Annotated in this window: 29 protein-coding genes, 1 tRNA gene and 1 pseudogene; 23 read left to right on the plus strand and 8 right to left on the minus strand. The window is 66.5% G+C overall.

The window, feature by feature from the left end; genetic code table 11:
* The first annotated feature begins 135 nt into the window (after positions 1 to 135).
* Together AADH62_RS09410 and AADH62_RS09415 are read left to right on the plus strand one after the other, a co-directional pair.
* The gene (locus tag AADH62_RS09410) at positions 136 to 1440 is read left to right on the plus strand and encodes a sensor histidine kinase (protein WP_341579273.1); all 1305 of its coding nucleotides are present in this window, start codon (positions 136 to 138) and stop codon (positions 1438 to 1440) included.
* On the plus strand, positions 1437 to 2120 hold the full coding sequence (locus AADH62_RS09415) for a response regulator transcription factor (RefSeq protein ID WP_341579274.1): 684 nt from the start codon (positions 1437 to 1439) through the stop codon (positions 2118 to 2120). The genes AADH62_RS09410 and AADH62_RS09415 overlap by 4 nt, the downstream gene beginning before the upstream one ends.
* A gap of 74 nt (positions 2121 to 2194) precedes the next feature.
* On the opposite strand, the gene AADH62_RS09420 is transcribed toward AADH62_RS09415, so the two are convergent.
* A complete protein-coding gene (locus tag AADH62_RS09420; protein WP_341579275.1) occupies positions 2195 to 2659 on the minus strand; it encodes a DNA modification methylase in 465 nt (154 codons plus the stop codon).
* A 167-nt stretch (positions 2660 to 2826) separates the two neighbouring features.
* On the opposite strand from AADH62_RS09420, the gene AADH62_RS09425 reads away from it, so the two are divergent.
* Both AADH62_RS09425 and ispD read left to right on the plus strand, forming a co-directional pair.
* Positions 2827 to 3309, plus strand: coding sequence for a CarD family transcriptional regulator (locus AADH62_RS09425; protein ID WP_195692045.1), 483 nt, complete (start codon positions 2827 to 2829; stop codon positions 3307 to 3309).
* Positions 3310 to 3340: 31 nt separating this feature from the next.
* Positions 3341 to 4540: a 2-C-methyl-D-erythritol 4-phosphate cytidylyltransferase gene (gene ispD / locus AADH62_RS09430; RefSeq protein ID WP_341579276.1), complete on the plus strand. Its 1200-nt coding sequence runs from the start codon at positions 3341 to 3343 to the stop codon at positions 4538 to 4540.
* 17 nt (positions 4541 to 4557) lie between these two features.
* On the opposite strand, the gene AADH62_RS09435 is transcribed toward ispD, so the two are convergent.
* A complete protein-coding gene (locus AADH62_RS09435; protein ID WP_341579277.1) occupies positions 4558 to 5034 on the minus strand; it encodes a GNAT family N-acetyltransferase in 477 nt (158 codons plus the stop codon).
* 92 nt (positions 5035 to 5126) lie between these two features.
* On the opposite strand from AADH62_RS09435, the gene cysS reads away from it, so the two are divergent.
* Positions 5127 to 6560, plus strand: coding sequence for a cysteine--tRNA ligase (gene cysS / locus AADH62_RS09440; protein WP_341579278.1), 1434 nt, complete (start codon positions 5127 to 5129; stop codon positions 6558 to 6560).
* Positions 6557 to 7552: a 23S rRNA (guanosine(2251)-2'-O)-methyltransferase RlmB gene (gene rlmB / locus AADH62_RS09445; protein ID WP_341579279.1), complete on the plus strand. Its 996-nt coding sequence runs from the start codon at positions 6557 to 6559 to the stop codon at positions 7550 to 7552. Before cysS ends, rlmB begins: the two co-directional genes overlap by 4 nt.
* Positions 7553 to 7623: 71 nt before the next feature.
* Here the strand turns inward: rlmB and AADH62_RS09450 are convergent.
* Positions 7624 to 8226 (minus strand): annotated as a pseudogene (locus AADH62_RS09450) (amidohydrolase family protein); the annotation flags it as partial.
* 182 nt (positions 8227 to 8408) lie between these two features.
* Here AADH62_RS09450 and AADH62_RS09455 point away from each other — a divergent pair.
* From AADH62_RS09455 to AADH62_RS09460, 3 genes are all read left to right on the plus strand, one after another.
* A complete protein-coding gene (locus AADH62_RS09455) occupies positions 8409 to 8876 on the plus strand; it encodes an SDR family oxidoreductase (RefSeq protein WP_341579280.1) in 468 nt (155 codons plus the stop codon).
* Positions 8877 to 8962: 86 nt separating this feature from the next.
* On the plus strand, positions 8963 to 9400 hold the full coding sequence (locus tag AADH62_RS14595; RefSeq protein ID WP_425355665.1) for a helix-turn-helix domain-containing protein: 438 nt from the start codon (positions 8963 to 8965) through the stop codon (positions 9398 to 9400).
* Positions 9288 to 9641 (plus strand): cupin domain-containing protein, encoded by a 354-nt coding sequence (locus AADH62_RS09460; RefSeq protein WP_341579281.1) that lies wholly within the window; start codon positions 9288 to 9290, stop codon positions 9639 to 9641. The genes AADH62_RS14595 and AADH62_RS09460 overlap by 113 nt, the downstream gene beginning before the upstream one ends.
* Before the next feature lie 30 nt (positions 9642 to 9671).
* Here AADH62_RS09460 and AADH62_RS09465 read toward each other — a convergent pair whose 3' ends face one another.
* Entirely contained in the window at positions 9672 to 10676 is a 1005-nt protein-coding gene (locus AADH62_RS09465; RefSeq protein ID WP_341579282.1) for a zinc-dependent alcohol dehydrogenase, read from the minus strand.
* Here AADH62_RS09465 and AADH62_RS09470 point away from each other — a divergent pair.
* From AADH62_RS09470 to AADH62_RS09490, 5 genes are all read left to right on the plus strand, one after another.
* Positions 10609 to 11118: a hypothetical protein gene (locus AADH62_RS09470; RefSeq protein WP_341579283.1), complete on the plus strand. Its 510-nt coding sequence runs from the start codon at positions 10609 to 10611 to the stop codon at positions 11116 to 11118. The genes AADH62_RS09465 and AADH62_RS09470 overlap by 68 nt on opposite strands.
* Positions 11078 to 11506 (plus strand): transketolase C-terminal domain-containing protein, encoded by a 429-nt coding sequence (locus AADH62_RS09475; RefSeq protein WP_341579284.1) that lies wholly within the window; start codon positions 11078 to 11080, stop codon positions 11504 to 11506. Before AADH62_RS09470 ends, AADH62_RS09475 begins: the two co-directional genes overlap by 41 nt.
* On the plus strand, positions 11506 to 12075 hold the full coding sequence (locus AADH62_RS09480) for a biotin/lipoyl-containing protein (protein WP_341579285.1): 570 nt from the start codon (positions 11506 to 11508) through the stop codon (positions 12073 to 12075). The genes AADH62_RS09475 and AADH62_RS09480 overlap by 1 nt, the downstream gene beginning before the upstream one ends.
* Complete coding sequence (locus AADH62_RS09485) at positions 11996 to 12388, plus strand: 2-oxo acid dehydrogenase subunit E2 (RefSeq protein ID WP_341579286.1); 393 nt, start codon at positions 11996 to 11998, stop codon at positions 12386 to 12388. The genes AADH62_RS09480 and AADH62_RS09485 overlap by 80 nt, the downstream gene beginning before the upstream one ends.
* 121 nt (positions 12389 to 12509) lie before the next feature.
* Complete coding sequence (locus AADH62_RS09490) at positions 12510 to 13148, plus strand: NAD(P)-dependent oxidoreductase (protein ID WP_341579287.1); 639 nt, start codon at positions 12510 to 12512, stop codon at positions 13146 to 13148.
* An 11-nt stretch (positions 13149 to 13159) separates the two neighbouring features.
* On the opposite strand, the gene AADH62_RS09495 is transcribed toward AADH62_RS09490, so the two are convergent.
* The 3 genes from AADH62_RS09495 to AADH62_RS09505 form a co-directional block, all read right to left on the minus strand.
* A complete protein-coding gene (locus tag AADH62_RS09495; RefSeq protein WP_341579288.1) occupies positions 13160 to 14473 on the minus strand; it encodes a DUF4032 domain-containing protein in 1314 nt (437 codons plus the stop codon).
* An 80-nt stretch (positions 14474 to 14553) separates the two neighbouring features.
* Positions 14554 to 15657 (minus strand): ABC transporter ATP-binding protein, encoded by a 1104-nt coding sequence (locus AADH62_RS09500; protein WP_292709123.1) that lies wholly within the window; start codon positions 15655 to 15657, stop codon positions 14554 to 14556.
* A 127-nt stretch (positions 15658 to 15784) separates the two neighbouring features.
* On the minus strand, positions 15785 to 16633 hold the full coding sequence (locus AADH62_RS09505) for an NAD(P)-dependent oxidoreductase (protein WP_341579289.1): 849 nt from the start codon (positions 16631 to 16633) through the stop codon (positions 15785 to 15787).
* A gap of 181 nt (positions 16634 to 16814) precedes the next feature.
* Here AADH62_RS09505 and ppk2 point away from each other — a divergent pair, with 181 nt between their 5' ends.
* From ppk2 to AADH62_RS09525, 4 genes are all read left to right on the plus strand, one after another.
* On the plus strand, positions 16815 to 17696 hold the full coding sequence (gene ppk2 / locus AADH62_RS09510) for a polyphosphate kinase 2 (protein ID WP_425355670.1): 882 nt from the start codon (positions 16815 to 16817) through the stop codon (positions 17694 to 17696).
* Positions 17697 to 17879: 183 nt separating this feature from the next.
* On the plus strand, positions 17880 to 18830 hold the full coding sequence (locus AADH62_RS09515; RefSeq protein ID WP_341579291.1) for a DsbA family protein: 951 nt from the start codon (positions 17880 to 17882) through the stop codon (positions 18828 to 18830).
* Positions 18831 to 18869: 39 nt separating this feature from the next.
* Positions 18870 to 18945: transfer RNA gene (locus tag AADH62_RS09520), tRNA-Thr, on the plus strand.
* Between the two features lie 203 nt (positions 18946 to 19148).
* The gene (locus tag AADH62_RS09525) at positions 19149 to 20105 is read left to right on the plus strand and encodes a DMT family transporter (RefSeq protein ID WP_341579292.1); all 957 of its coding nucleotides are present in this window, start codon (positions 19149 to 19151) and stop codon (positions 20103 to 20105) included.
* A gap of 13 nt (positions 20106 to 20118) precedes the next feature.
* On the opposite strand, the gene msrB is transcribed toward AADH62_RS09525, so the two are convergent.
* Positions 20119 to 20523, minus strand: coding sequence for a peptide-methionine (R)-S-oxide reductase MsrB (gene msrB, locus AADH62_RS09530; protein WP_341579293.1), 405 nt, complete (start codon positions 20521 to 20523; stop codon positions 20119 to 20121).
* 233 nt (positions 20524 to 20756) lie between these two features.
* Between msrB and AADH62_RS09535 the strand changes: the two genes are divergently transcribed.
* From AADH62_RS09535 to groL, 5 genes are all read left to right on the plus strand, one after another.
* Positions 20757 to 21767 (plus strand): DUF2332 domain-containing protein, encoded by a 1011-nt coding sequence (locus AADH62_RS09535; protein WP_341579294.1) that lies wholly within the window; start codon positions 20757 to 20759, stop codon positions 21765 to 21767.
* A gap of 9 nt (positions 21768 to 21776) precedes the next feature.
* On the plus strand, positions 21777 to 22076 hold the full coding sequence (locus AADH62_RS09540; RefSeq protein WP_341579295.1) for a DUF3263 domain-containing protein: 300 nt from the start codon (positions 21777 to 21779) through the stop codon (positions 22074 to 22076).
* On the plus strand, positions 22076 to 22675 hold the full coding sequence (locus AADH62_RS09545; RefSeq protein ID WP_341579296.1) for a LytR C-terminal domain-containing protein: 600 nt from the start codon (positions 22076 to 22078) through the stop codon (positions 22673 to 22675). The genes AADH62_RS09540 and AADH62_RS09545 overlap by 1 nt, the downstream gene beginning before the upstream one ends.
* A 129-nt stretch (positions 22676 to 22804) precedes the next feature.
* Positions 22805 to 23005, plus strand: a complete 201-nt coding sequence (locus AADH62_RS09550) for a cold-shock protein (protein WP_228176859.1) — start codon at positions 22805 to 22807, stop codon at positions 23003 to 23005.
* A 165-nt stretch (positions 23006 to 23170) separates the two neighbouring features.
* A complete protein-coding gene (gene groL, locus AADH62_RS09555) occupies positions 23171 to 24790 on the plus strand; it encodes a chaperonin GroEL (protein ID WP_341579297.1) in 1620 nt (539 codons plus the stop codon).
* Positions 24791 to 24811: the final 21 nt, after the last annotated feature.

Here is a 24811-nt window from a genome sequence, read left to right on the forward strand (position 1 = left end):
AGACGCCAGACGACCCAGTGATTCTCGCCACCGAAGGTTAACGGACAGTGCCGCTCCGGTGAATAGTGACGCGCCCGAGGTGGGCGCGAGCACCGCTCGCAATGTCGTCCTCCGGGCCGCCCGTACGCTGTTTCCATGCAACCTGCGCAGATCGCCCTGCTCGGCCTCCTGGTGGGGCTGCTGATCGGTGCGGGTCTGGCTACCCTCATCCTGTTGGCGCTGCGGGCTCGCGAGCGCGCCGAGTACGGCGCGGGCATGGATGTTCCCGAGGGTGCGCGAGTGGTCCTCCACGGACTCGACGATCCCGCGGTAGTCCTGGATTCGGCAGGTGTGATCATCGCGGCGTCGGCATCCGCGGCGCCCTTCGAGCTGACTGAGGGGCGCTTGCTGCCGACCCCCGAGTTGCGCGGAGTCGCACGCCGGGTCAGCGATGCTGACGCCGCCTCCAACGCGACCTTCCGCATTCGCCGGGGCACCGGGCCGGGAGAGTTGCGCCTGGTCACCGTGCGGGCAACCCCCCTCACTTCCCGGCTGATGCTGCTCGTGCTGCGCGATATCACTGAGAAGGAGCGGGTTGAGCAGATGCGGCGCGACTTCGTCTCCAACACGAGTCACGAGCTCAAGACACCGGTTGGTGCAGTGAGCTTGCTGGCCGAGGCTATCGAATCGGCATCCGACGACCCCGCGCAGGTCCGAGTGTTCGCCTCCCGGCTGTCTGCCGAGGCGACACGACTGGCGACTCTCACATCTCGAATCATGAACCTGTCACGCTTGCAGGCAGCAGATGAGCTCAACGATGAACGGGACGCCTCGATCGATGAGATCATCGCATCTGCCGTGGAGGCCCACGCGATCCAGGCAGACTCCGCGGAAGTGCAGCTGGTGCGTGGCGGCACGCGGGGTCTGTTCGTTCGTGGCGATGCCCAGATCCTGAGTGAGGCCGTCGGCAACCTCATTGCCAACGCGATCGCCTACTCGCCGAAGGGGTCGAGCGTCGGGATCGGGGTCAAGACAGCCGACGGGGTCGTCGAGATCGCCGTGACCGACCGCGGAATCGGAATCTCTGAAGAAGACCAGGATCGCGTTTTCGAACGGTTCTACCGCGCAGACCAAGCTCGCTCCCGCCGGACCGGCGGAACCGGTCTGGGCCTGGCGATCGTCAAGCACGCCGTGCAGCGCCACGGCGGCGACGTTCGCCTGTGGTCACGCGAGGGCCGCGGCTCGACCTTCACGATTCGGCTTCCCCTCATCGATTCGCCGCTCGACGGGCCACCGCGCAAGCGCGCCCGTAAGGAGAAGAAGGTCAAGAAGAAGCAGAAGAGGCCGCTGGCTTCTGATGCTTCACTGACCACGAGCGGCGCCACCACTGCGCTGAACGGAACGGCCGCGCCGGAGACAAACGCCGCCGCGGTCCGAGAAGGAAATGGAGAAACCGCATGACTCGCGTGCTACTGGTGGAGGACGAGCCAGACCTCGCCGACCCGCTCGCCTATCTGCTGCGCCGTGAGGGATATGAGGTCGAGATCGCTGAAGACGGTCCCACGGCCCTGGCCTCGTTTCGCGAGCTGGGGGCAGATATCGTGCTGCTCGACCTCATGCTTCCCGGGATGCCCGGGACCGAGGTGTGTCGGCAGCTGCGTGCGTCGTCGTCCGTTCCGATCATCATGCTCACCGCGAAGGACTCCGAGGTCGACATTGTCGTGGGGCTCGAACTCGGCGCCGACGACTACGTGACAAAGCCCTATTCGGCCCGTGAACTCTTGGCTCGAATGCGAGCAGTGCTGCGTCGGTTGGCCACTGCCGAGGCTGACCTGGACGACCGTCTCCTCGAAGGCGGCCGCGTCACGCTCGACATCGACCGCCACACGGTTGCGGTGGACGGCAGTGAGATCAGTATGCCGCTGAAGGAATTCGAGCTCCTCGAGGTTCTCATGCGCAACGCGGGCCGGGTGCTCACCCGCGGTCAGCTCATCGACCGCGTGTGGGGAACCGACTATTTCGGTGACACGAAGACCCTGGATGTCCACATCAAGCGCATCCGCTCACGCATCGAGAAGAACCCGAGCGACCCGACCATGCTCGTGACCGTCCGCGGGCTCGGCTACCGCTTCGAGTCCTGAAACGCCTCGGCATCCGACAAGACGTCGGCCCCGCTCTCACCAGAGGCGGGGCCGACGTCTTGTGGTTCGGGGACTTAGGGCACGAACGGCGCGAGGTACTCGAGTTCGCCGCCCAGCACCGGCACCGAGACGACCGAGGTGACGCCGTCGCCGGACTGGAAGGATGCCGAGAGTGTGGCTCCCGGGGGAGTGTTCAGCTCGCGGATCAGGATGGGGTCCGCATCCTCGCCAAGGCTCTTGACGGATCCCGCCGGGACGATGACCTGCTCGGTGACGCCATCGGCGAAGTCGATGTGCACGACGTAGGTCTCGTCAGTGTTGTTAATGAATGCGGCGAGGAAGTTACCCTCGGTGCCTTCGTCGTTCGCAACGATCACCGTGTTGCGGATCTGCACGGGACCCGACTCGTCCGGGACGTTGGTTCCTTCGGCTGCCGAGTACTCGATCGTCGTCGCGTGCGCGGAGATCAGGCTGCATCCTGAGGTTCCGAGGACGAGGGCGGTGCCCACAACGAGCGACGCGATGAGGCGCGATTTCACGGATCCTCCTTGAGCGGATGACGGCTTCACGATGCATTCTACGGGGTTGTGAACCGCCGGCTTACGCCTCGCTGAAGCTCGTGACCACCGGGTCGGGCGCATGGGTGGCGAACTCTAGCGTATGCGCCCTGTGGTATTCTGGAGTTTGCCGAAAGGAACATAACTCCATGCTTTTTGAGGTTGGCGAGACGGTTGTCTACCCGCACCACGGGGCCGCAACAATCATCGAGGTCAAGGAACGCGTCATCAAAGGCGAGACCAAGAAGTACTTGAAACTCAACGTCACTCAAGGCGATCTGATCATTGAGGTCCCGGCGGAGAACGTCGACCTGGTCGGCGTCCGTGATGTGATCGGCAAGGACGGTCTTGAGCGCGTCTTCGATGTTTTGCGCGCCCCGTTTACCGAGGAACCCACGAACTGGTCGCGCCGCTACAAGGCGAATCTCGAGAAGCTCGCGTCGGGTGATGTCATCAAGGTGAGCGAGGTCGTGCGCGACCTGTGGCGCCGTGATCAAGATCGCGGACTCTCGGCCGGTGAGAAGCGCATGCTGGCCAAGGCCAAGCAGATTCTGATCTCCGAGCTCGCTCTGGCCGAAAAGACCGACGAAGAGAAGGCAAGCGTCCTGCTCGACGAGGTTCTCGCCTCCTGAGTGGGTGGTGCCGCGCTGTAGCGTGGCATCCGTGAGCATCATCCCGGTTCCCCGCGTCGCAGTCATTGTCGTCGCTGCGGGATCAGGTACCAGGCTTGATGCTGGAGTTCCGAAGGCCTTCGTTGGGCTCGACGACCACACGATCCTGCGCCATTGTCTGCGCGGCATTTTCGCGGCGCCGCCGATGCAGGTCATCGTTGTTGCGCCCAGCGGTCGCGAGGGCGATGCGCTGACGGATGCCGAGGAAGCCGCTGGGGACCGGCGAGACCTTGTGACCGTCGTCGCCGGTGGGTCCACCAGGCAGGCATCCGTGGCTGCCGGCCTGAGCGCACTGTGGGGCGACATCGAGTACGTCCTGGTGCACGACGCTGCGCGGGCTCTCACTCCACCCGACGTTTTCGATCGGGTGATCGGCGCACTCGAGTCCGGCGCCGCCGGCGTCGTCCCGGTCATGCCTGTCGTCGACACGATCCGGCAGATGGACGGGGACGCCATCGTGGGTGTCGTCGACAGGTCTCGTCTGTCTGCGGCACAAACACCGCAAGGGTTTCCCCGTGGCATTCTCGAGGCTGCATACGCTGCCGCGGGCGAGGAGTTCACGGATGACGCGGCAGTCGTCGCCGCGTCAGGTCATGCGATCACGACAGTCCCCGGCGACGCGATCGCGTTCAAGATCACAACCAGCGCCGACCTCGACCGCGCCCGCGCCCTCGTTTCGCCCCTGCCGCACTCCGTTGTTTCGGCGAGCACGCCGGTACTTCCGCGCCTGGGGATCGGAACCGATGTCCACGCCTTTGGTGGTGAGGGATCCCTGTGGCTCGCCGGGCTCGAGTGGCCGGGCGAGCAGGCGTTGTCGGGGCACTCAGACGGAGACGCGGTGGCCCATGCGATCGTCGACGCGCTGTTGGCGGCGGCAGGGCTCGGCGACATCGGCACCCACTTCGGCACCGACCGTCCGGAGTACCACGGAGCCCACGCTGAGGCCTTCTTGGGTCGGACTCTCGCGCTGCTCGGCGAGGCGGGCTTCCGCGTCGGCAACGTCTCGGTCCAGGTGCAGGCGCGCAGGCCCCGGCTTGCCGGGCGGCGTGCCGAGGCAGAGACTGTGCTCTCCCGAGCCCTCGGCGGTGCGCCAGTGTCGGTCTCGGCCACAACGACTGACGGGCTCGGCTTCACCGGGACTGGGGACGGAGTCGCTGCTTTCGCCGTGGCCCTGGTGGTTCCCGCGCGCTAGCCCGAGGCCATCCGTCGCTACAGCTTCTTCGTCATGAAGACGGAATACGGGTCAAGCACATAGCTGCCGAACGGCTCGCAGCGAACGAAGCCCGCAGACTCATACAGTCGCTGGGCTGCAAAGAACTCCGGTGTCGAGCCCGTCTCGAGCCACAGCGCCGACATTCCGACCTGGCGCGCTCTGCCGATCAGGTGCTCCAGCATTGCGCGCCCGATACCCTCGCCCCGGTGGCTGTCTGCGACACGCATCGACTTGAGCTCGCCGTTGGCTGCGTCGAGCTGCGCAAGCGCGCCGACGCCGGCAAGTTCGCCGTCGAGCCAGGCTGACCACACCTGGACGGAGGGCTGCTGAAGCCCGCTCAGATCCAGAGCGTGGCAACTCTCCTCGGGTGAGATCGAGCGCATGTCCGATAGGTGAGCTGCGATCAGCGCTCGGGTCGGTTCGCCGGTGAGGTCATCGAGGCGGATCTCGAGCGCTGCGGGGGAGGAGGTCACGTCCACAGTTTTACCTCAGATCAGAGCCTGTCCGGCGTGGTGGCTGCGGTCACCGGGGCGGCTTATGAGGGCCCCGCCGGTAGGCTGAAGGGATGACGGATGCGGTGACGACTGAGCGGCGGGGCGCCCTGCAGCTCTACGACACCCGCGCTCAGCAGCTGCGTCTGTTCACGCCGCTGGATCCCGACAACGTCACCGTTTACGTGTGTGGACCTACCGTGCAGTCCGGGCCACACATCGGCCACCTTCGCGGCGCGCTCGCCTTCGACATCCTGCGGCGTTGGCTGACCCAGCGCCACGGCCGGGTGACCTTCGTACGCAACGTCACCGACATCGACGACAAGGTGCTGGCCAACGCTACCGATTCCGAACCGTGGTGGGCGCTCGCTTACCGGGTCGAACGGGAGTTCGCCGCCGCTTATGCTGCGATCGGCATCCTCCCGCCGACGTATGAGCCCCGGGCAACCGGATCGATCCCGCAGATGATCGCGCTCATCGATCAGCTGATCGGCGCGGGTCACGCCTACGCGGCGGAGCCCGGAACTGACGCCGCCGGTGACGTGTACTTCGACGTGCGCTCGTGGGCTGCATACGGCGATCTGACGCGTCAGGCGATCGACGACATGGCGCCTGCTGCCGACGCCGACCCGCGGGGCAAGCACGACGTCCGCGATTTCGCGCTGTGGAAGGGCGCGAAGCCGGACGAACCTGCGGATGCGACGTGGGACTCCCCGTGGGGGAGAGGTCGTCCGGGCTGGCACATCGAATGTTCGGCCATGGCGCGCCGCTACCTCGGCGCCGAGTTCGACATCCATGGTGGTGGCCTCGACCTGCGCTTCCCGCACCACGAGAACGAACTCGCTCAGTCCAGCGCGGCAGGCGACGGATTCGCCCGCTACTGGGTGCACAACGGACTGGTCACGGTCGAGGGCCAGAAGATGTCCAAGTCGCTTGGGAACTTCGTGCTGGCGCGGGATGTCTTGGACGAGCACGATCCCCTCGTCGTGCGCTACGCCCTGGCCGCCGCCCACTATCGCTCGAACCTCGATCTCTCGCCCAAGTCGTTCGACGAGGCCGAGGCTGCTCTTGACCGCATCCGTACCTTCCTCGAGCGGGTGGGGCGGCACGGTGACTATGGCTGGTTCTCGTACGGTAACGACGCGTTCGCGGCAGCGATGGATGACGACCTCGGCGTCCCGCAGGCCCTTGCCGTCGTCCACGAGCGAGTCCGCGAGGGCAACACAGCCCTCGACGCCGGCGACACCGAGACTGCACGAGCGCTGGCGGGAGAGGTTGCCACTCTGACCGGCATCCTCGGACTCAACCCTCTTGACCCGCAGTGGGCATCGGGTTCGGGCGCGGAGGCGCCTGCACTGGACGCTCTGCTGCGAGAACTCATCCAGCAGCGCGCTCGCGCGCGCGCAGAGAAAGACTGGGCCGCAGCTGACCGCATCCGCGACGCGATCGCGGCTGCCGGGGTCACCCTCGAAGACGGGCCCGACGGAACGCATTGGAGTATCGCATGAGCAAGCCAGGGCGCCCCGGCGCACGCAAGTCCACCAAGAAGGGTGCAACCAAAGGCACCGGTGGGCTGGGCCGCAAGTCTCTCGAGGGCAAGGGTCCGACTCCCAAAGCCGAGGACCGCAGCTGGCACGTTGCCGGCAAGCGAAAGGCTGCGCAGGAGCGCTACGCCGCCGCCGGGGGCACGGGGCGACCCGGAGCGCGGGCCGCGGGCTCGAACCCGAACCGCGGTGGGCGGCCGAAGCAGAACGATGACACTGAGACCGTGACCGGTCGCAACTCCGTCCTCGAGGCGCTGCGGGCTCGCATCCCCGCTACCGCGTTCTACATCGCCCAGCGGGTGGAGATGGATGACCGCGTCAAAGAGATGCTCTCGATCGCGGCGCACCGCGAGATTCCCGTGCTCGAGGTCACGAGGCCCGAACTCGACCGGATGGCGGGCTTTGACGGCGTGCACCAGGGGGTGGCCCTCAAGGTGCCGCCCTACGAGTACGCGCACCCGCAGGACCTGCTGGAAAAGGTGATCGGCACGGGCCAGCTGCCGCTGCTGGTCGCGCTGGACGGCGTGACCGATCCGCGAAACCTTGGCGCCATCATCCGGTCGACCGCAGCTTTCGGCGGTCAGGGTGTCATCATCCCGCAGCGCCGCTCAGCCGGGGTCAACTCGGCGGCGTGGAAGACCTCGGCGGGAGCTGCAGCCCGTATTCCGGTGGCCATCGCCCCGAACCTCACGACAACGCTCAAGGAGTTCAAGAAGCAGGGCGTGTTCGTGCTCGGCCTCGATGGCGACGGCGACGTGTCACTTCCCGCGCTCGAGCTCGCCGATCGACCCGTCGTGATCGTCGTCGGCTCTGAAGGCAAGGGGCTCTCGCGCCTCGTGACCGAGACGTGCGACCAGATCGTGTCGATCCCGATTTCGGCAGCTACCGAGTCCCTGAACGCCGGAATCGCGGCATCCGTCGCGCTGTACCAGGTATCGACTCTGCGGGCCGAATAGGCAGGCCCGAACGAACTCAGCGGCGGCGCCGAGATCGACGCCGCCGCTGGACTTGACGATTTCACCGCCGATCAGCACCGTGTGCACGTCACCGCGCTGTGCCTGGTAGACGATCTGGCCCCAGGGTTGATCAGCGGCGCCCAGGTGGCCGACGCATCGTTCTTGAGCAGCACGACATCGCCGAGCTTGCCCTTCTCGAGCGACCCGATGAGGTGGTCCTTGCCGATCGCGGCGGCTCCACCGCGGGTGGCCATGTGAACGACTTCCTCGGCGCGAAGCTTGACATGAGTCACGGTCTCTGCAGGCTCGAGTTGGTGGGCGTGGTAGTGCTCCAGGGCACGGTCGGCGTTCACGGTAGCTCGCATCGCCGAGAACAGGTCGGCGCTGAACCACACGCTGGTGTCCACCGACAGCGATGCCGGGATGCCGTACCGCCGCAGCTGATGGACCGGTGGGTAGCCCTGGCCGCAGGTGTCCTCGGATTCCGTCGCCAGTGAGACGTTTCCGCCTGTCGCCGCGATCTTCTGGTAGGACTCCGCCGACAAGGATGCCGCGTGGACGTACGTGTAGCCCTCCTTCATGACACCGGCGTGGTAGGCGTTGCGGATGCCCCAGTCGTTGGTCGCACCCCACACCCCGGCATGGGTCGTCACGGGCAGTCCGAGCTCCTCGGCTACGCGGTACGCGGCAAGCTCAGGGAAAGCGTCGTCCTAGTTCGGCACGTCGAAGGCGATCTGCGTGCCGAACATGCGGGAGTCATCCCGTGAGCGAACCAGAAGATCCTGGATCGCGGGGTCAGCCGTCCACTCCCAGGGTGAGCCGGCGAGGTTGCCGTAGGCGAAGACGAAGCGACCCGGTGAGGTTGCCAGCGCTTCGTACGCGGCTTCGCCATGACATCGATCGTGCGGTCCGACTGGTCACGCTCAAACTCGTCGGGTACTCGGCCACCGTTCGAGCGCTCCTGGACCGGATGGCACCGACCGTCGATACGGGGATCGTGCTGTTCGGCGGGCGCGCGAAGGATCTGCCATACCCGGGGTCGACCACCGTCTCGTCCATCAATGGCGGCGTCACGGGTCTGATCAACGCCCTCGCGCTCGAACTGGCGCCGATCCGTGTCAACGCGATCCACCCGGGGATCATCGGCGACAGCCCGTTCTGGGCATCAAAGCCCGAAGGAGTTCTGGAACAGTACGAGCGACACACTCCGGGTGGCGAACTCGCGACAATGGCCGATGTGGTCGACGCCACCCAGTTCCTGCTGCGCAACCGAGGCGTTTCGGCTGTGAACCTGCCGGTCGACCGCGGAACCGTGCTGACGTAGGACGCGGCGGTCCACGGCTGTGCACGGGTCCCGCCCTAAATGAGCGGACGTTCTCGGCTGACCAGTGGCTGCGCTGGTGGGAGATCATGACCGAGGGCCTGGGAGCCAAGCACCGCGAGGTGCGCACCGCCAAGGGCATGAGCCTTCGCTCGCTGGCGCAGGCTCTTGGCGTATCCGCTTCGCTGATCTCGCAGGTCGAGATCGGCAAGACGCAGCCGTCGGTCTCGACTCTGTTCGCCATGGCGAACCACCTCGGAGTGTCGTTGGACGAGCTGGTCGGTAACGTTCCCACCGCGGGCCCGTCGCCGGTTGCCCCAGCTCCCACGCCACCGGATGCGTCAACCGTCGGGCGCGCTGCCGAGTACCCGGTGATCGAGATGGAGAACGGCGTTCGCTGGGAGAAGCTCGCCAGTGTTCCCTGCCGATGCGCTGCTGGTGACGTACCAGCCCGGCGCCAGCAGTTCCGTGGAGGACCGGCTCATGCGCCACGCGGGAGTCGAGTACGCGTACCTTCTCGAGGGTGAGCTCACCCTGCAGTTGGATGTCGATACGTACGTGCTGCACCCCGGCGATTCCCTGAGCTTCGACTCGATGCGGCCGCACCTGTTCGTGAACCACTCGGACAGCATTGCCCGCGGAGTCTGGTTCGTGTTCGGTCGGAGACCGCAGAATGAGGCGCTGCCGGTAGCTCCGGGTGTCACATCCCAGCCCGCCTCGCCGGCATCCGCCGTCGATGTGCTGCGCGCAGTGGAACGGTTGCCCTGACGCGGATGGCTGCCGGGCGGGTCGTCCTAGTCAGTCCTGTGAGCTGCCGTGAACGGCGGCTCTGCGCCCGTCGGTCCACGGGTCGATCAGTGTTTTGACCTGGCCCGGCGCGCCTCTGAGCAAGGGCTGAAGCGCCGCGTCGACAACCTCATCCAGCGGCAGGACGTCAGCGGCGACATCCGACCACTCGCCGCGCGCAGCCATAAGTCGAACGGCCTCGGGAATGTCGTCTCGATACACGTGAGCCACCGTGCCGACGATCGTGTATTCGCGCAGGGTCCACGAGCCGAGCGGCAGTGCAGGCTCACCGCGCTGGATGCCGACCGGGACGATGGTCGCGCCAGGGCTCGCAGCGTCGAGGACCGACGCGAGTCCCGGCGCAGACCCGGATACCTCGAAGAAGACGTCGGGGACGATTCCGCGTTCGCTGAGCGCTTCGCGCAGGCTCTGACCTCCCGCCTGGATGGTGTCGGCAGCACCGAGAGCCCGCGCCAGTTCCAGTCGCGGTGCGTTGAGGTCCGTAACTAGCACGCGCGCGCCGGTCGCCGCCGCAGCGTGCGTGATGAAGGCACCGATGCCACCCACGCCGAAGACAACGGCATCCTGGCCCGGTTGCAAGCCGGATCGCCGAACCGCGTGAACCGCGATGGCCATCGGCTGAGCGAGGCCGAGCGTGTCGAGCGTCAGCCCGCTGGCTGAGGCATCCCACACGATCTCGGCGGGGCAGACGACATATCCGGCGAGGCCCGCGTCGTGGTGGAAACCCAAGGTCGTATACGACGTGCACAGATTCGTGCGCCCCGCACGACACATCTTGCACTCGCCGCACGAGAGTCCGGCGCCGCAGACGACGGTTGCGCCGACCTTCAGCTCGGACACTCCCGGACCGACCTGCTCGATGGTGCCGGCGAACTCATGACCGAGGGTGACCGGCGGCTGGGCGAGGACGAGTCCCCGACCGAACTCGGTGGCATCCGACCCGCAGACACCGCACACCCCAACCCGGATAAGCACCTCGCCGGGGGTCGTTGGCACCCCGATCAGTGAGAGCGGCTTCTTCGGGCTCGCGGGCGGACTAGCTCTCGACGGCAGGTTCCGGCCGGTCGTGGAGTTCATGTACCCCGACTTCATGTGGGTGGCGGCCGATCAGGTCTTCAACCAGGTCGGCAAGGCTCGGCACATGTTCGGTGCAGACAACCCCGTTCCGCTGGTTCTGCGCACCAAGGTCGCGATGGGGTCGGGATACGGCTCGCAACATCTCATGGATCCTGCGGGCCTGTTCGCAACGGCGCCCGGTTGGCGGATCGTTGCGCCCTCGACCGCCGCGGATTACGTCGGCCTCATGAACGCTGCGCTCGCGCCCGATGACCCGGTGCTCGTAATCGAACACGTCGATCTGTACAACACAGCATCCGCCGTGCCCGAGGGCGAGCTCGATGGCATCCTGCCCCCCGGCCCGCGCCGCGGTTCGCCGTGAGGGCTCGGATGTCACGATACTCAGCTACCTGTCGATGGTTGGGCACACGCTCGAAGCCGTTGAGCAGACCGGCATCGACGCGGAGGTCATCGACCTGCGCTGGCTCGACCGCGCCTCGCTGGACTGGACGACCATCGAGGAGAGCGTGCGCAAGACAAACGCCGTCCTGATCGTTGAGCAGGGCACCCGCGGTACCTCCTGCGGGGCGTGGCGTGCCGACGAGATCCAGCACCGCCTGTTCGACTGGCTTGACCAGCCCGTCGAGCGAGTGACGGGAGGCGAAGCGAGTCCCAGCATCTCCCGGGTGCTCGAGCGAGCCGCCATCGCGCGGACCGAAGAGGTCATCGCCGGACTCGACCGGGTGCGTGCCGCGTGGGGAGGCCGATGATGGCGACGATCATCCGCATGCCTGAGATCGCCACCGGCACAGGCATTGCAGCCGTGCAGTCGTGGCTGGTGGCCGTCGGCGATGAGGTGGCCAAGGGGCAGCCGATCGCCGAGATCGAGACCGAGAAGGCCGTCGTGGAGTACGAGGCCGAGGAAGCGGACGTCGTTGCCGCGCTCCTCATCGCCGAGGGCGAGTCCACGAGTGTCGGTTCGTCGATCGCGGTGCTCGGCGCGCCCGGTGAATCAGCTGATGAGGCGATCGCTGCCGCGGGAGCCTCGAATGCGGGTTCGCACCCTGCCGACGTAGCGCGCGACGAAACGACGCCCGAGGCCGCGCCGCTGCAACAGGTACGCCCCGTGGATGCGGCGCAGGCAGTCGGGGACGCGAGAGGGGAGGCGTCCGTCGACGTGGAGCCGGGCGAGAGATCAGTGGATGCCGGACCGTCGCGAGCGCGAGTTCTCATCGGTGGACATCGCGGTAGCCGTATCCGTGGACGGGGGTCTTCTCACACCCGTCGTGCGCGGAGTCGACCGGATGCCGCTGAGCGTACTGAGCGCCACGGTCCGTGACCTCGCCGACCGTGCCCGTGCCGGGCGGATCAAGCAGCACGAACTCGAGGGCGGCTCGTTCTCGGTGTCGAACCTCGGGATGTACGGGATCAGCGAGTTCTCCGCGATCCTGAACCCACCCCATGCGGGCATCCTCGCTGTCGGTGTGGCCGAGAAGCGGCCGGTCGTGGGTTCGGATGACTCCCTCGAGGTAGCGACGATGATGACAGTCACCCTCTCTGCTGATCACCGCGTGCTCGACGGGGCTCTGGCAGCACAGTGGCTTGCTGCGTTCCAGCGACGGATCGAGAACCCGGTCTCGATCCTCATCTGAGCGCAGCGCCGGGGCCGTATCGCGCGAGACCCGCGCCCGCGCGAGAATGGAAGACGGCGAGCAGCGCCCGGGGTTGGTTTCCCGGGCGGCCCTCTGCCGCTCCATCGACGGAAGGATCACCATGGCCCGCATCGCAGTACTCGGAGGAACCGGCTACGCCGGATCACACATCGTGAAGGAAGCGGTTGATCGCGGCCACACTGTTGTTTCCGTCGCGCGGGTCGCGCCGGCAGAGCGGATCCACGGCGCCACGTACATCGAGGGGACCCTGCTCGATATCCCGGGTCTTGTTGCGGAGCTCGCAGGCGTCGATGTCATCGTCAACGCGATCCCCGGTCGCGGAGACATGCTCGGCAAAGTTCGCCCCGCGATCCAGCAGCTTCTCTCAGTACTCCCTGGCGACGTGCGCATCGGCATCATCGGTGGTGCAGGCGGGAGCCTCGTCGCTCCCGGCGGGCCGCGCGTGATCGACAGCGGCTTCCCCGAGGAGTTCAAACCCGAAGCGCAGGAAGCCATCGACATCCTCGAGGACCTGCAGGCCGACACCTCGGGTCGCGACTGGTTCTTCATCCACCCGGCCGGTGGCTTCGGCGCGTGGAACCCGGGGGAGCGCACGGGGACCTACCGCACCGGCGGTGACGTCATCGTCACGGATGCCGACGGCGAGTCCTTCATCTCGGGAGCCGACCTTGCCGTCGCGGTGCTCGATGAGATCGAGAACCCGCAGCACGTGCGCGGCCGCTTCACCGTCGGCTACTGAGCAGGCGCCGCTCAGACCAGGTCGCGCCAGTCGGTCGGACCGGTCGACGGGCCGGAACTGATCGGGATGGCATCCGTCACGATCGGGATCGCGAGGGTGTCGGTGGGCGGGCCCATCACCGTTGCTTCGTCGCGGCGGAATCTCAGCACATCGTCGATGTAGCTGGTGACGGCCTCGGCAACGGGGACCGACTGCCCGCGGGCCTGCGACATGTACCACCGGTGCTCGAGGAACTGGTGGTACACCTCAGCCGGTTCGAGCTTGGAGCGCAGGTCGAAGGGGATTGCCCGGATGACGGGCTCGAAGACCCGGGTGAGCCACTCGTGGGCGACCATCTCTTCGTCATCGCCCGCGCGTGAGCCGCGCGCCTGGAACTCGTCGAGGTCGTTGAGCAGTCGCCGAGCCTGGTTCTCCTCGACGTCGAGCCCGGTAAGACGGAGGAGGCGGCGCTGGTGGTGTCCGGCATCCACGACCTTCGGCTGGATCGACACGCGGGTCCCGTCGGCTGTGGTCTGCATCGACATCTCGCCGATGTCGAAGCCGAGTTCGTTGAGTCGTTCGACGCGCTCGGTGATGCGCCACGCCTCTCGCGCCTCGAACGTCTCGATCTCGGTGAGCTCGCGCCACAGCGACCGGTACGCGCTCATGATGCCGTCGGCGATCTCAACGGCATCCACCCCGCCCTCAAGACGCCCGCCGGCCTCGAGATCCATGATCTCGCCGGCGATGTTGGTGCGCGCGACATCCAGGTCGTGCTCGCGCTGCCCGGCAGTGAGCCCGCTTTCGTGCAGCTCACCGGTCTCGGCGTCAACGAGGTACGCCGCGAAGGCTCCCGCATCACGGCGGAAGAGCGTGTTCGACAGGGACACGTCACCCCAGAAGAACCCGACGTTGTGGAGGCGTACCAGGAGCACCGCGAGGGCGTCGACGAGGCGGGTTGCCGTTGTCGGTCGCAGGACCTGCGTGAACAGCGCCCGGTAGGGGAGCGAGAACTTGAGATGAGAGGTCACCAGTGCAGCCGGCAGCGGTTCGCCGTTCTCGTCACGGCGCCCTGCGATCACGGCAACACGGTCGACGCACGGCGCATCCAGCCGGTCGAGGTTGCCGAGCATGTCGTACTCGCGCCGGGCCATTTCCTCGGTGGTCTCTTTGATCGCCACCACCCGGCCCGACAGGCTCGCGAACCGCACGGTGTGGCGGGAAATGCCCTTGGGGAGCGACACGATCGTTTCGGACGGCCACTCCACGAGCGGTACCGACCACGGCAGGGTCAGCAGGCCAGGGTCGACGGTGCTCGCAGTGATCGAAAGCTGCGTGGACGACATCCGATTCTCCGCATCCGGGGGCTTACGTGCGTGACGGCGCGGACGTCCGAGACATCCGCGCCGTCACGAGGTGGTTGTGATCAGGCCGAGGCGACAGCCTTCTCGGAGAGGCGCTCGCCCGACTCGATGTCGAACAGGTGAACGTGGTCGAGAATCGGCGCCAACACGACGGTCTCGCCCGCGTTCGGGTGGTTGCGGCCGTCGACGCGAGCGACGATGTCCGTCCGCTTGCCGTCGATCTCCGAGTGGCCATACAGGTAGCCGTCGGCGCCGAGCTCTTCCACGAGGTCCACGACCACCGAGAGGCCCTTGCCATCGGCAGGGGACACGTCGATGTCCTCGGGGCGGACGCCGATCGTCAGCTCCTTACCGGTGGCCTTGGCGAGCACATCGCGCTCGACAGGGACCAGGTGTGTGCCGAAGTTGACACCGCCCTCGACGACGTCGACCGGGAAGAGGTTCATGGCGGGGGAGCCGATGAAGCCGGCGACGAACACGTTCTTCGGGGCCTCGTACAGGTCACGCGGGCTGCCGACCTGCTGCAGGATGCCGTCCTTGAGCACCGCGATCCGGTCACCCATCGTGAGGGCCTCGGTCTGGTCGTGGGTCACGTAGACGGTGGTGACGCCGAGGCGTCGCTGCAGCGACGCGATCTGCGTACGGGTCTGCACACGGAGCTTCGCGTCGAGGTTCGACAGCGGCTCGTCCATGAGGAACACCTGGGGCTGACGCACGATCGCGCGGCCCATCGCGACACGCTGACGCTGACCACCCGAAAGGGCCTTGGGCTTGCGGTCGAGGTACTGCTCGAGATCGAGGAGCTTGGCTGCCTCGAGAACACGCGAGGCGCGCTCATCCTTGTTGACGCCGGCGATCTTCAGGGCGAAGCCCATGTTCTCGGCGACGGTCATGTGGGGGTACAGCGCGTAGTTCTGGAACACCATCGCGATGTCGCGGTCCTTCGGCGGGACGTCGGTGACGTCGCGCTCGCCGATGCGGATGTGGCCCGAGTTGACCTCTTCGAGGCCGGCGAGCATGCGCAGCGAGGTGGACTTACCGCAACCGGAGGGGCCGACCAGGACGAGGAACTCACCGTCGCCCACTTCGAGGTTCAGCTTGTCGACTGCGGGGCGGGTTCCGCCGGGGTAGAGGCGGGTTGCGTTGTCAAAGGTGACTGACGCCATTTCTTCTTCTCCTTCACCGGCAGGTACGTGCCGGACGATCCGTTGTGAGGATGAGCGGGGGCTTGGCCCGCACGCCCGTCATCGGGCGCATCGTTCAGTATGCCACTCCCACCTGGGAGCCTCGCCGTCAGTTGCCGTCGCGCCAGGAGTGTTGTGGCGCGTAGCCCAGCATCCGTTTGGCCTTCTCGATCGACAACAGCGTCTCGTTTGGTCCTCCCTCGCGGGCGACCGGCACGTCGGGGAAGACCTCGGCCAGTAGCTCGGCGTTCGGACGCGACATCACGGTGTCGGCGGCGGCGATGATGTACTGCTCGAATCCGATGGGCGCGACCTCGAGCGCACGTTCGATCGCCTGCGACCCGTCACGCGCGTCGATGTACCCCCACAGGTTCCACTTGCGCGCCCGTGCATCATCATCGAAACCGGGGAAGACGGCATAGTCGTCCGGAACCATGACGTTCGAGAACCGAAGCGCCGTGATCGACAGATCGGGATGCCACCGCACCAGCTCCCGCGCCATCCGCTCTTCGAGGGTCTTCACGAGCGAATACACGCTCTCGGGGCGCGGCTCGTACTCCTCGTCGACCGGAACGTACGGCGGCGGCACGTCGAAGGGCAGGCCCAGAACGGTCTCGCTGGAGGCGTAGACGAGGCGTCGGATGCCCAGCCTGACGCTCGCCCAGAAGACGTTGAAGGTCGCCGCCATGTTGTTGTGGAAGACCGCCACCTCGGAGCGGATGCCGGGTGCCGGGATGGCGGCGAGATGAACGACGGCATCCAGTCCGCGCTCGTCGCGATCGCCGAGGCCCGCGAGGGCGTCGATCACCTGCCCGTAATCGGTGAGGTCGACCTGCAGGAAGCCCGGCTGGGGGCGGCCCGCGATGTCAAACCCGATCACCTCGTGCCCCGCCGCGCTCAGCTCCCGAACGACAACGCTTCCGAGCTTTCCGGTCGAGCCGGTCACCACAATTCTCATGACCCCAGCCTCGCACGGCCGATCGCAGGGGCGGCGAGGTTGTTCGTCACCGGATGTTCACCCCGCCGTGGCGCCACGTCTCGTGCTTCGCACTCCGGTGAGTGAGAATGCGAAGACGGCGCACCCGATGCAGACCGCGCCGTCGGAGGTTGCCATGTTCGAGAACGTTCCCGCCGGCGACATGCGCGCCTACATCGAGTATCTGCGCGAGAACGGGTACACCGTGCGTGACGGGCACACCCCCGACCCTGATCTGATCGATCCCGAGGGCAACCCCGTCTACACGTGGCAGGAGGGGTATCCCTATGCCGACCGGATGACCCGCGACGAGTACGAACTCGAGAAGTATCGCCTTCAGGTGGAGCTGCTGAAGTTCCAGTACTGGCTCGAAGACACCGGTCGGCGCGCCATCATCCTGTTCGAAGGCCGGGATGCCGCGGGCAAGGGTGGCACGATCAAACGGTTCACTGAGCACCTGAACCCCCGCACCGCGCGTGTTGTGGCCCTGGCGAAACCGAGTGATCGAGAGCAGGGCCAGTGGTACTACCAGCGCTACATCCAGCACTTCCCGACCGCCGGCGAGATCGTGATGTTCGACAGGTCCTGGTACAACCGGGCTGGCGTCGAGCGAGTGATGGGCTTCTGCTCCGATGAGGAGTACGAGACGTTCATGGAGCAGACACCCTCGTTCGAACGGATGCTGGTTGAGTCCGGCATCCATCTGACGAAGTTCTGGTTCTCGGTCTCGCGCACCGAACAGCGCACCCGGTTTGCGCTGCGCCAGCTCGATCCGGTGCGGCGCTGGAAACTCTCGCCGATGGACATCGCCTCGCTGGACAAGTGGGCCGAATACACGGTCGCGAAGGAGGAGATGTTCCGTCGTACCGACAAGAAATACGCGCCGTGGACGATCATCCGCTCCAACGACAAGAAGCGGGCGCGGGTCAATGCGATGAAGTTCTTCCTGGGCCAGTTCGACTACGACGACAAGGATCTCGAGGTCGTGGGCACACCCGACCCGCTGCTGGTCATGCGCGGCAAGCAGGAAGAAGCCGACGAGTAGCTTCACCTCGAGCGGTGCTGGTTCTCCAGGCGAAGTCACACCTGAAGAGGCGCCATGTCTGGGCTTTTCCCAGGCTCTCTGGCTAGCATCGTGGGCGGCGGTCGTTACCTGAGCGACATCTCCCGGCCGATGCCACGGCCCCCGTCGGGTGCAGCCCGACCCCTTGTTGTGTGAAGAGGTTTCATGTCGAGCGATCAGACGCCCAGCGGCGAACAGCCCGCGGCGCCCGAGGCTCGCGACCGTCGCGAAGCGGTCCGCGAGAAGGCGCAGATGGTTCACGCGAAGCAGACGCGAGCGCGCCGCATCCGTGCCGGCATCATCGGCGTGGGAATCGTCGCCGTTGTCGCCGTCGTTGCGGTGTCGGTCACGTGGGCAGTCACCTCGACCACCTCGACCAGTGCGCTCAGTCCCGCTGCGGCCAAGGCCGACGGATTCGCCGTGACCGACGTCGGCGGTGCGGTCGTCGCGCAGGAGGGCGTCGATGACAGCACATCTACGGAGGCCGGTGCGACCACTACCGCGACGCCCGAACCGACCCCTGTCGTCACCGACGCACCCGAAATCGAGATCCGGGTCTACGTCGACTACCTCTCGACCGGCTCCGCCGAGTTCCAGCTCGCCAACGCGACGCAGCTGTCGACATGGGTCAACGAAGGTGCGGTCAGCCTGACCTACTACCCGGTCGCGATGCTCACAGCGAAGTCCAACGGTACGAAGTACTCGCTGCGCGCAGCGGCGGCGTCTGCGTGCGTTGCCACCCACGCCCCCGAAGCGTTCTTCAAGTTCAACAACGCGTTGCTGGAGCAGCAGCCGGATGTCGACGCCGATGGGTACTCCGACACCGAACTGGCCGACATCGCGCAGGCATCCGGGGTGTCGAACCCGAAGGTCGTGCGGGCCTGCATCGAGGAAGGCGACTTCCTCTCGTGGGCGAAGAAGGCAACCGAGCGCGCGGTCGAGGAGATCCCCGACACGGACGGCGTACAGCTCACCGGTACGCCCCTCGTTCTCGTCAACGGCTCCGTGTACGTGGGCGCACTCGACAACCCGAAGGAGTTCGCCCAGTTCGTGCTGACGATCGACTCTGACGCGTACTACCAGACCCCGTCACCAACGCCGACGCCCACCCCCTGAGGCGTTGCGTACCTCGGCGCCCGATAGACTGGGCGCTCTGCCGACGTGGCGCAATTGGTAGCGCACCCGACTTGTAATCGGGCGGTTACGGGTTCAAGTCCCGTCGTCGGCTCCAGTTTCTTGGTGTCGCAATCGGATGCCGACTCGACGTTGTCATCGGGCGGTTACGGGTTCAAGTCCCGTCGTCGGCTCCACACACTTCGACGTCTAGCTAGCCGGCTGTCGCGATCGGATGCCGACTCGACGTTGTCATCGGGCGGTCACGGGTCCACGTCCCGTCGTCGGCTGCAGCCGCGCCCCGTCCGGCAGAATGAACCGGTGACGTCCGGCAGAGCAGCGATGGCCCTCGGGCTCCTCGGTACTGCCCTCGTCGGTGCTCTCACTGCGCTCCAGGTGCGCGCGAACGGACAACTTGGTCACCGCATCGACGACAGCACTCTTGCCGCGGCGTTCTCGTTCGGTTCCGGTCTGGTGCTCATTGCCGTTATTGCCGCCCTCACGCCCGCGGGTCGTCGCGGGCTCCGTTCGCTGCGCGAGGGCATCCGCGGGGGCGGCATCCGGTGGTGGATGCTGGCGGGCGGACTGGCGGGAGCTTTCACGGTGTCGAGCCAGAGCATCACCGCGGGAATCATCGGTGTGTCGCTGTTCACCGTCGGATTCGTCGCCGGCCAGATCGTCTTCGGCATCCTCATCGACCGCGTCGGCTACGGGCCGTCGGGCGTAGTACCGGTCACGATTCGGCGAGTTGTCGGCGGCGCGGTCGCCCTTCTCGCCGTGGGGATCTCGGTGACGGGTGGGAACCTCACCGGCGTGCCGTGGTGGATGCTGCTCTTGCCGGTCCTCGCCGGGGGCGGCGTTGCCTGGCAGCAGGCAACGAACGGTCGGCTTCGCGGCGCGACCGGGTCAGCGATAGCTGCGACCGCGGTCAACTTCCTCGGCGGAACGATCGCACTGGTGCTGATCGCTGCGGTCCACGTTGCCGTCGTCGGGTTGCCCGAGCAGTGGCCGAGCGATCCGTGGCCCTACACGGGCGGAGCGCTGGGAGTCGGCTACATCCTGCTGTCTGCTGCTCTTGTTCGCCGCACGGGCGTGCTGCTGCTCGTGCTCGGCTCCGTGGTCGGGCAGCTCGCGACTGCTCTTGTTCTGGATGCGATCTGGCCGGCGCCGGCGAGCCCCGGCCTGGGGCACGAGGTGGTGGTGGCTCTCATCGCCGTTGCGTCGGTTGCCATCGTGGTCGTGCCGTGGCCTCACGCGCGGCCGGGGGCGCGGGCGTGAGGCCGACGGGCTGTCAGGACTCTTCGGGTGTGAAGGTCAGCGCAATCGAGTTCATGCAGTAGCGGTCGCCGGTTGGTGTTCCGAACCCGTCGGGGAAGACGTGCCCGAGGTGAGAGCCGCACTGCGCACACCGCACTTCGGTGCGCACCATACCGTGGGTGCGGTCTTCGATGAGCTCGACAGCCTCGGGGCGAACCGACTCGTAGAAGCTCGGCCACCCGCAGTGCGAGTCGAACTTCGTGCCGCTCTTGAACAGCTCGTTGCCGCACGCAGCGCAGGCGTACAGACCGGCGCGACTCTCGTCGAGCAGTTCACCGGTCCAGGGACGCTCGGTTGCCGCTTCGCGCAAAACCGCGTATTGTTCGGCGCTGAGCTCTGCGCGCCACTCGGACTCGGACTTCTCGGTGCGATAGGACATTGTTCCTCCTTACCCAAGTCAACACGAAGTGGCGACGGACTGTTCCGCCTGACGCGGCAGATCGGCCTCGAGTTCGGTGCGCCAGCCTCGGTCGCAACGGCGCAGCATCCGCGCGACACCCCGGCTCGAAGCATCCGCGCCCGGCGTGTCGTGCGTGTCGTTCGCCGTTGCGACGAGGGATAGGACGAGGGGCGCGTCACCGACCCGCCGGGGCGCTGTTCCACAATGGGGGCATGGTGTCATCCCTGGATGCCGAAGCGAGCAGCGTCGCGGAGCGCTACCGCCGCTTCGCGACCGACGAGGCGCCGGGCCGCTCCGCTCTGTATGAGGAATGGGCCACGGGTGTGGCAGCCGATCCCGCTACGCAGCGGCTTCTTGCCCGCATCCGCGCCGATCGGCGACAGCCTCCGCTCGTGTTCGCGGTGACCAGGATGCTGGGAGCGGCGGACGGCGGCTACACGGCCTGGGCGCAGTGGCTGGCGGCGAACATCGACGATGTGGCGGCCGAGTGCGCGGCGCGGGGGCTGCAGACCAACGAGCCGCTGCGATGCGCGGCTCTGTTGCCGGCGCTGAGCCTCATTGACGGCCCGATCGCGCTCCTCGAGGTCGGCGCGAGCGCGGGACTGTGTCTCTACCCCGATCGATACTCCTACCGGTACGAGAACGGACAGGACCTCGACCCGACCGGCGGTCCCTCGCCGGTCGTGCTTCGCAGCCGCGCCCAGGACGTGCCGACCCTGCATCTGCCCGAGATCGTCTGGCGCGCCGGCATCGACCTGGCGCCACGGGATGCGACATCCGACACGGACCGCCGGTTTCTGACATCGCTCGTCTGGCCGGGGGAGGAGGGGAGACGCGAGCGGATCGTCGCGGCGCTCGACGTCGTGCGTGAGGACCCACCGACGCTTATCTCAGGGGATGCGGCCGCCGACGGCACTCTTGTGGAGGTTGCAGCCGAGTCACCCGCCGACGCCACGCTGGTCATCACCACCCCCGGGGTGCTGCCCCACATCCCTCGCACCGGGCGGATCGCACTGTTCGACCAGATCGACGCCGTTCTATCCGCACGCCCCGGCACGCACTGGATCTCGATCGATCCGCCCGGGCTCCACGACCGCTGGGGCGCGGATTCTGCGAACTGGCCCGGCTTCGTCTTAGGGATGGATAATCGCGCTCTTGCCGTGGTCGACCCACTCGGCGCATGGGTGGAGTGGCGCGCTCACGATGTCGGCGCTCGCCGATAGCCTCTCACCGTGCCCCTGAACGAGCGTGAGCGCGCGATCCTCGACTTCGAGTCGTCGTGCCGTCTTCGCGGCTGGGCAAAAGAAGAAGAGATCCGGCAGACGCTCGGCATGTCGCCGGCCCGCTACTACCAGTTGCTGGTGCGGATGCTGGACTCGGTCGATGCGCAGGCGTACGACCCGCTGCTGATGGGGCGCCTGCGTCGGCTCCGGGACAGCGCCCGGGGAAGCAAGCGCTCCGGTGCAGCGAGCGCGGATTCTGCCGGGCGGACGCGCACGGTTTCCGTAGGCGGCATCGGTACGATCGTCTGATGCCGACCTCCGAGTTCCCGCGCGATCGATTCGACGACCTGCCCGAGGACGTCGGTCGAGTCGGTGCGCACCGTGCTGAGCAGCCGCACATGCGCGGCGGAGTCGTCTTCTTCTGGGCGGCGCTTGCCACCGTCATCCTGATCGCTGTCGGGATCTTCGCAATGTTCGTGGTCTCGGGGCGCATCGTGCTGTTTCCCGAGCCCACTCCCGAACCCACACCGACCGTCACGGTGGACCCCGTCGTCGACACCTCGTATTCGGTTCTGATCCTCAATGCGACGCCCGAGACCGGGCTTGCTACGCAGCTGAAAGATCAGCTCATCGCCGCCGGGTGGGCCCCCGACACTGTTCTGGCCGGGCAGGCAGGCACTGACGACTTCCCCGAGACGACCGTCTATTACGCGACGGATGCCGACTATGCCGCGGCGCTCGGCCTCGCGAACGTGATCGGCGGCGCGGCCGTGGCCCAAAGCACCATCTACCAGCCGACCGACGACCCTGCGACCGAGACCGACGAGGGTGCCACGCAGCAACTCGCGATCGTGATCGGTCTCGACCGCACCGCGGCCGGCGTCCCCACTCCCGAGCCCACGGACTGACCCGCGCGGCCCGCGTGTTTCCGGGCCGTAACAAGGTGAAGACGCGCGTGTCAATACTTCGCGCGAGGGCCGTATCGGGTCGATCCCGGTGAATACGATGACGGTGTCCCACCAGCATCAGGAGTTCGCATGGCCCAAGGCACCGTGAAGTGGTTCAACGCCGAGAAGGGGTACGGCTTCATCACCGTCGATGACGGTCAAGACGTGTTCGTCCACTACTCGAACATCGATATGACCGGTTTCCGTGTTCTCGAAGAGGGCCAAAAGGTCGAATTCACCGTCGGGACGGGTCAGAAGGGCCCGCAGGCGGAGTCGGTCCGCGTGGTCTAGAGGCCGCGCCCACCACGCTTCTGAAGAGACGGATGCCGCGGCATCCGTCTCTTCGTCGTCTTCATCGTGCGCGGCTTGCACTCCCCATGGGCGAGTGCCAGAATGGGTTAGCACTCCAGATCGGTGAGTGCTAAGACCTAGCCCCGTCCGGGAGGGACGACACACATGGCAAAGATGATCGCTTTCGACGAAGAGGCCCGTCGTGGCCTTGAGCGCGGCCTGAACACCCTCGCCGACGCCGTCAAGGTGACGCTCGGCCCCCGCGGTCGCAACGTTGTTCTCGAGAAGAAGTGGGGAGCCCCCACCATCACGAACGACGGTGTTTCGATCGCCAAGGAGATCGAGCTTGATGACCCGTACGAGAAGATCGGCGCGGAGCTCGTCAAGGAAGTCGCCAAGAAGACCGACGACGTCGCTGGTGACGGCACCACGACCGCAACCGTGCTCGCTCAGGCGCTCGTGCGCGAGGGCCTGCGCAACGTCGCGGCCGGCGCCGACCCGATTTCGCTCAAGAAGGGCATCGAGAAGGCCGTCAAGGCTGTCACCGATGAGCTGCTCGCTGGTGCGAAGGAAGTCGAGTCCAAGGAGCAGATCGCCGCTACCGCGTCGATCTCCGCCGCTGACCCCGAGATCGGCGCCCTGATCGCCGAGGCCATCGACAAGGTCGGCAAGGAAGGCGTCGTCACGGTCGAGGAGTCGAACACGTTCGGCACCGAGCTCGAGCTGACCGAGGGTATGCGCTTTGACAAGGGCTACCTGAACCCCTACTTCGTGACCGACCCGGAGCGTCAGGAAGCGGTCTTCGAAGACCCCTACATCCTGATCGCGAACCAGAAGATCTCGAACATCAAGGATCTGCTGCCGATCGTCGACAAGGTGATCCAGGACGGCAAGGAACTCCTGATCATCGCTGAGGATGTCGAGGGTGAGGCTCTCGCTACCCTCGTGCTGAACAAGATCCGTGGCATCTTCAAGTCGGCTGCTGTCAAGGCTCCCGGCTTCGGCGACCGCCGCAAGGCTCAGCTGCAGGACATCGCGATCCTCACGGGTGGCCAGGTCATCACCGAAGAGGTGGGCCTCAAGCTCGAGAACGCGACGCTGGACCTCCTCGGCCGCGCACGCAAGGTCATCATCACGAAGGATGAGACCACGATCGTCGAGGGTGCCGGCGACGCCGCGCTCATCGAGGGTCGCGTGACCCAGATCCGTCGTGAGATCGACAACACCGACAGCGACTACGACCGCGAGAAGCTGCAGGAGCGCCTGGCGAAGCTCGCCGGTGGTGTTGCCGTCATCAAGGCCGGAGCTGCGACCGAGGTCGAGCTCAAGGAGCGCAAGCACCGCATCGAGGACGCCGTTCGCAACGCGAAGGCAGCCGTCGAGGAGGGCATCGTCCCCGGTGGTGGCGTCGCTCTCATCCAGGCCGGCAAGAAGGCGTTCGAGACTCTCGAGCTGACCGGTGACGAGGCAACGGGCGCGAACATCGTGCGCGTTGCCATCGAGGCGCCGCTGAAGCAGATCGCCCTCAACGCAGGCATGGAGCCCGGTGTCGTGGCCAACAAGGTCTCCGAGCTCGAGCCCGGATTCGGCCTCAACGCTGCAACGGGTGAGTACGGTGACCTGTTCGCACAGGGCATCATCGACCCGGCCAAGGTAACCCGCTCGGCTCTGCAGAACGCCGCGTCGATTGCCGCGCTGTTCCTCACGACCGAGGCCGTCGTCGCCGACAAGCCCGAGAAGGCTCCGGCCATGCCCGCCGACCCGTCGGGTGGCATGGACTTCTGAGTCCTGCTTGCTGCATTTCAC

The organism is Microbacterium schleiferi, assembly GCF_038150145.1.
Classification (GTDB): Bacteria; Actinomycetota; Actinomycetes; order Actinomycetales; family Microbacteriaceae; genus Microbacterium; species Microbacterium schleiferi_B.

Coding starts and splice junctions, on each gene's coding strand:
- AADH62_RS09480 (WP_341579285.1), top strand. CDS start 11,506: ATGGCGACGATCATCCGCATGCCTGAGATCGCCACCGGCACAGGCATT.
- groL (WP_341579297.1), top strand. CDS start 23,171: ATGGCAAAGATGATCGCTTTCGACGAAGAGGCCCGTCGTGGCCTTGAG.
- AADH62_RS09505 (WP_341579289.1), bottom strand. CDS start 16,633: ATGAGAATTGTGGTGACCGGCTCGACCGGAAAGCTCGGAAGCGTTGTC.
- AADH62_RS09535 (WP_341579294.1), top strand. CDS start 20,757: ATGGTGTCATCCCTGGATGCCGAAGCGAGCAGCGTCGCGGAGCGCTAC.
- AADH62_RS09545 (WP_341579296.1), top strand. CDS start 22,076: ATGCCGACCTCCGAGTTCCCGCGCGATCGATTCGACGACCTGCCCGAG.
- AADH62_RS09425 (WP_195692045.1), top strand. CDS start 2,827: ATGCTTTTTGAGGTTGGCGAGACGGTTGTCTACCCGCACCACGGGGCC.
- AADH62_RS14595 (WP_425355665.1), top strand. CDS start 8,963: ATGACCGAGGGCCTGGGAGCCAAGCACCGCGAGGTGCGCACCGCCAAG.
- ppk2 (WP_425355670.1), top strand. CDS start 16,815: ATGCGCGCCTACATCGAGTATCTGCGCGAGAACGGGTACACCGTGCGT.
- cysS (WP_341579278.1), top strand. CDS start 5,127: ATGACGGATGCGGTGACGACTGAGCGGCGGGGCGCCCTGCAGCTCTAC.
- AADH62_RS09495 (WP_341579288.1), bottom strand. CDS start 14,473: ATGTCGTCCACGCAGCTTTCGATCACTGCGAGCACCGTCGACCCTGGC.
- msrB (WP_341579293.1), bottom strand. CDS start 20,523: ATGTCCTATCGCACCGAGAAGTCCGAGTCCGAGTGGCGCGCAGAGCTC.
- AADH62_RS09515 (WP_341579291.1), top strand. CDS start 17,880: ATGTCGAGCGATCAGACGCCCAGCGGCGAACAGCCCGCGGCGCCCGAG.
- rlmB (WP_341579279.1), top strand. CDS start 6,557: ATGAGCAAGCCAGGGCGCCCCGGCGCACGCAAGTCCACCAAGAAGGGT.
- AADH62_RS09500 (WP_292709123.1), bottom strand. CDS start 15,657: ATGGCGTCAGTCACCTTTGACAACGCAACCCGCCTCTACCCCGGCGGA.
- AADH62_RS09475 (WP_341579284.1), top strand. CDS start 11,078: ATGGCATCCTGCCCCCCGGCCCGCGCCGCGGTTCGCCGTGAGGGCTCG.
- AADH62_RS09550 (WP_228176859.1), top strand. CDS start 22,805: ATGGCCCAAGGCACCGTGAAGTGGTTCAACGCCGAGAAGGGGTACGGC.
- AADH62_RS09415 (WP_341579274.1), top strand. CDS start 1,437: ATGACTCGCGTGCTACTGGTGGAGGACGAGCCAGACCTCGCCGACCCG.
- AADH62_RS09490 (WP_341579287.1), top strand. CDS start 12,510: ATGGCCCGCATCGCAGTACTCGGAGGAACCGGCTACGCCGGATCACAC.
- AADH62_RS09410 (WP_341579273.1), top strand. CDS start 136: ATGCAACCTGCGCAGATCGCCCTGCTCGGCCTCCTGGTGGGGCTGCTG.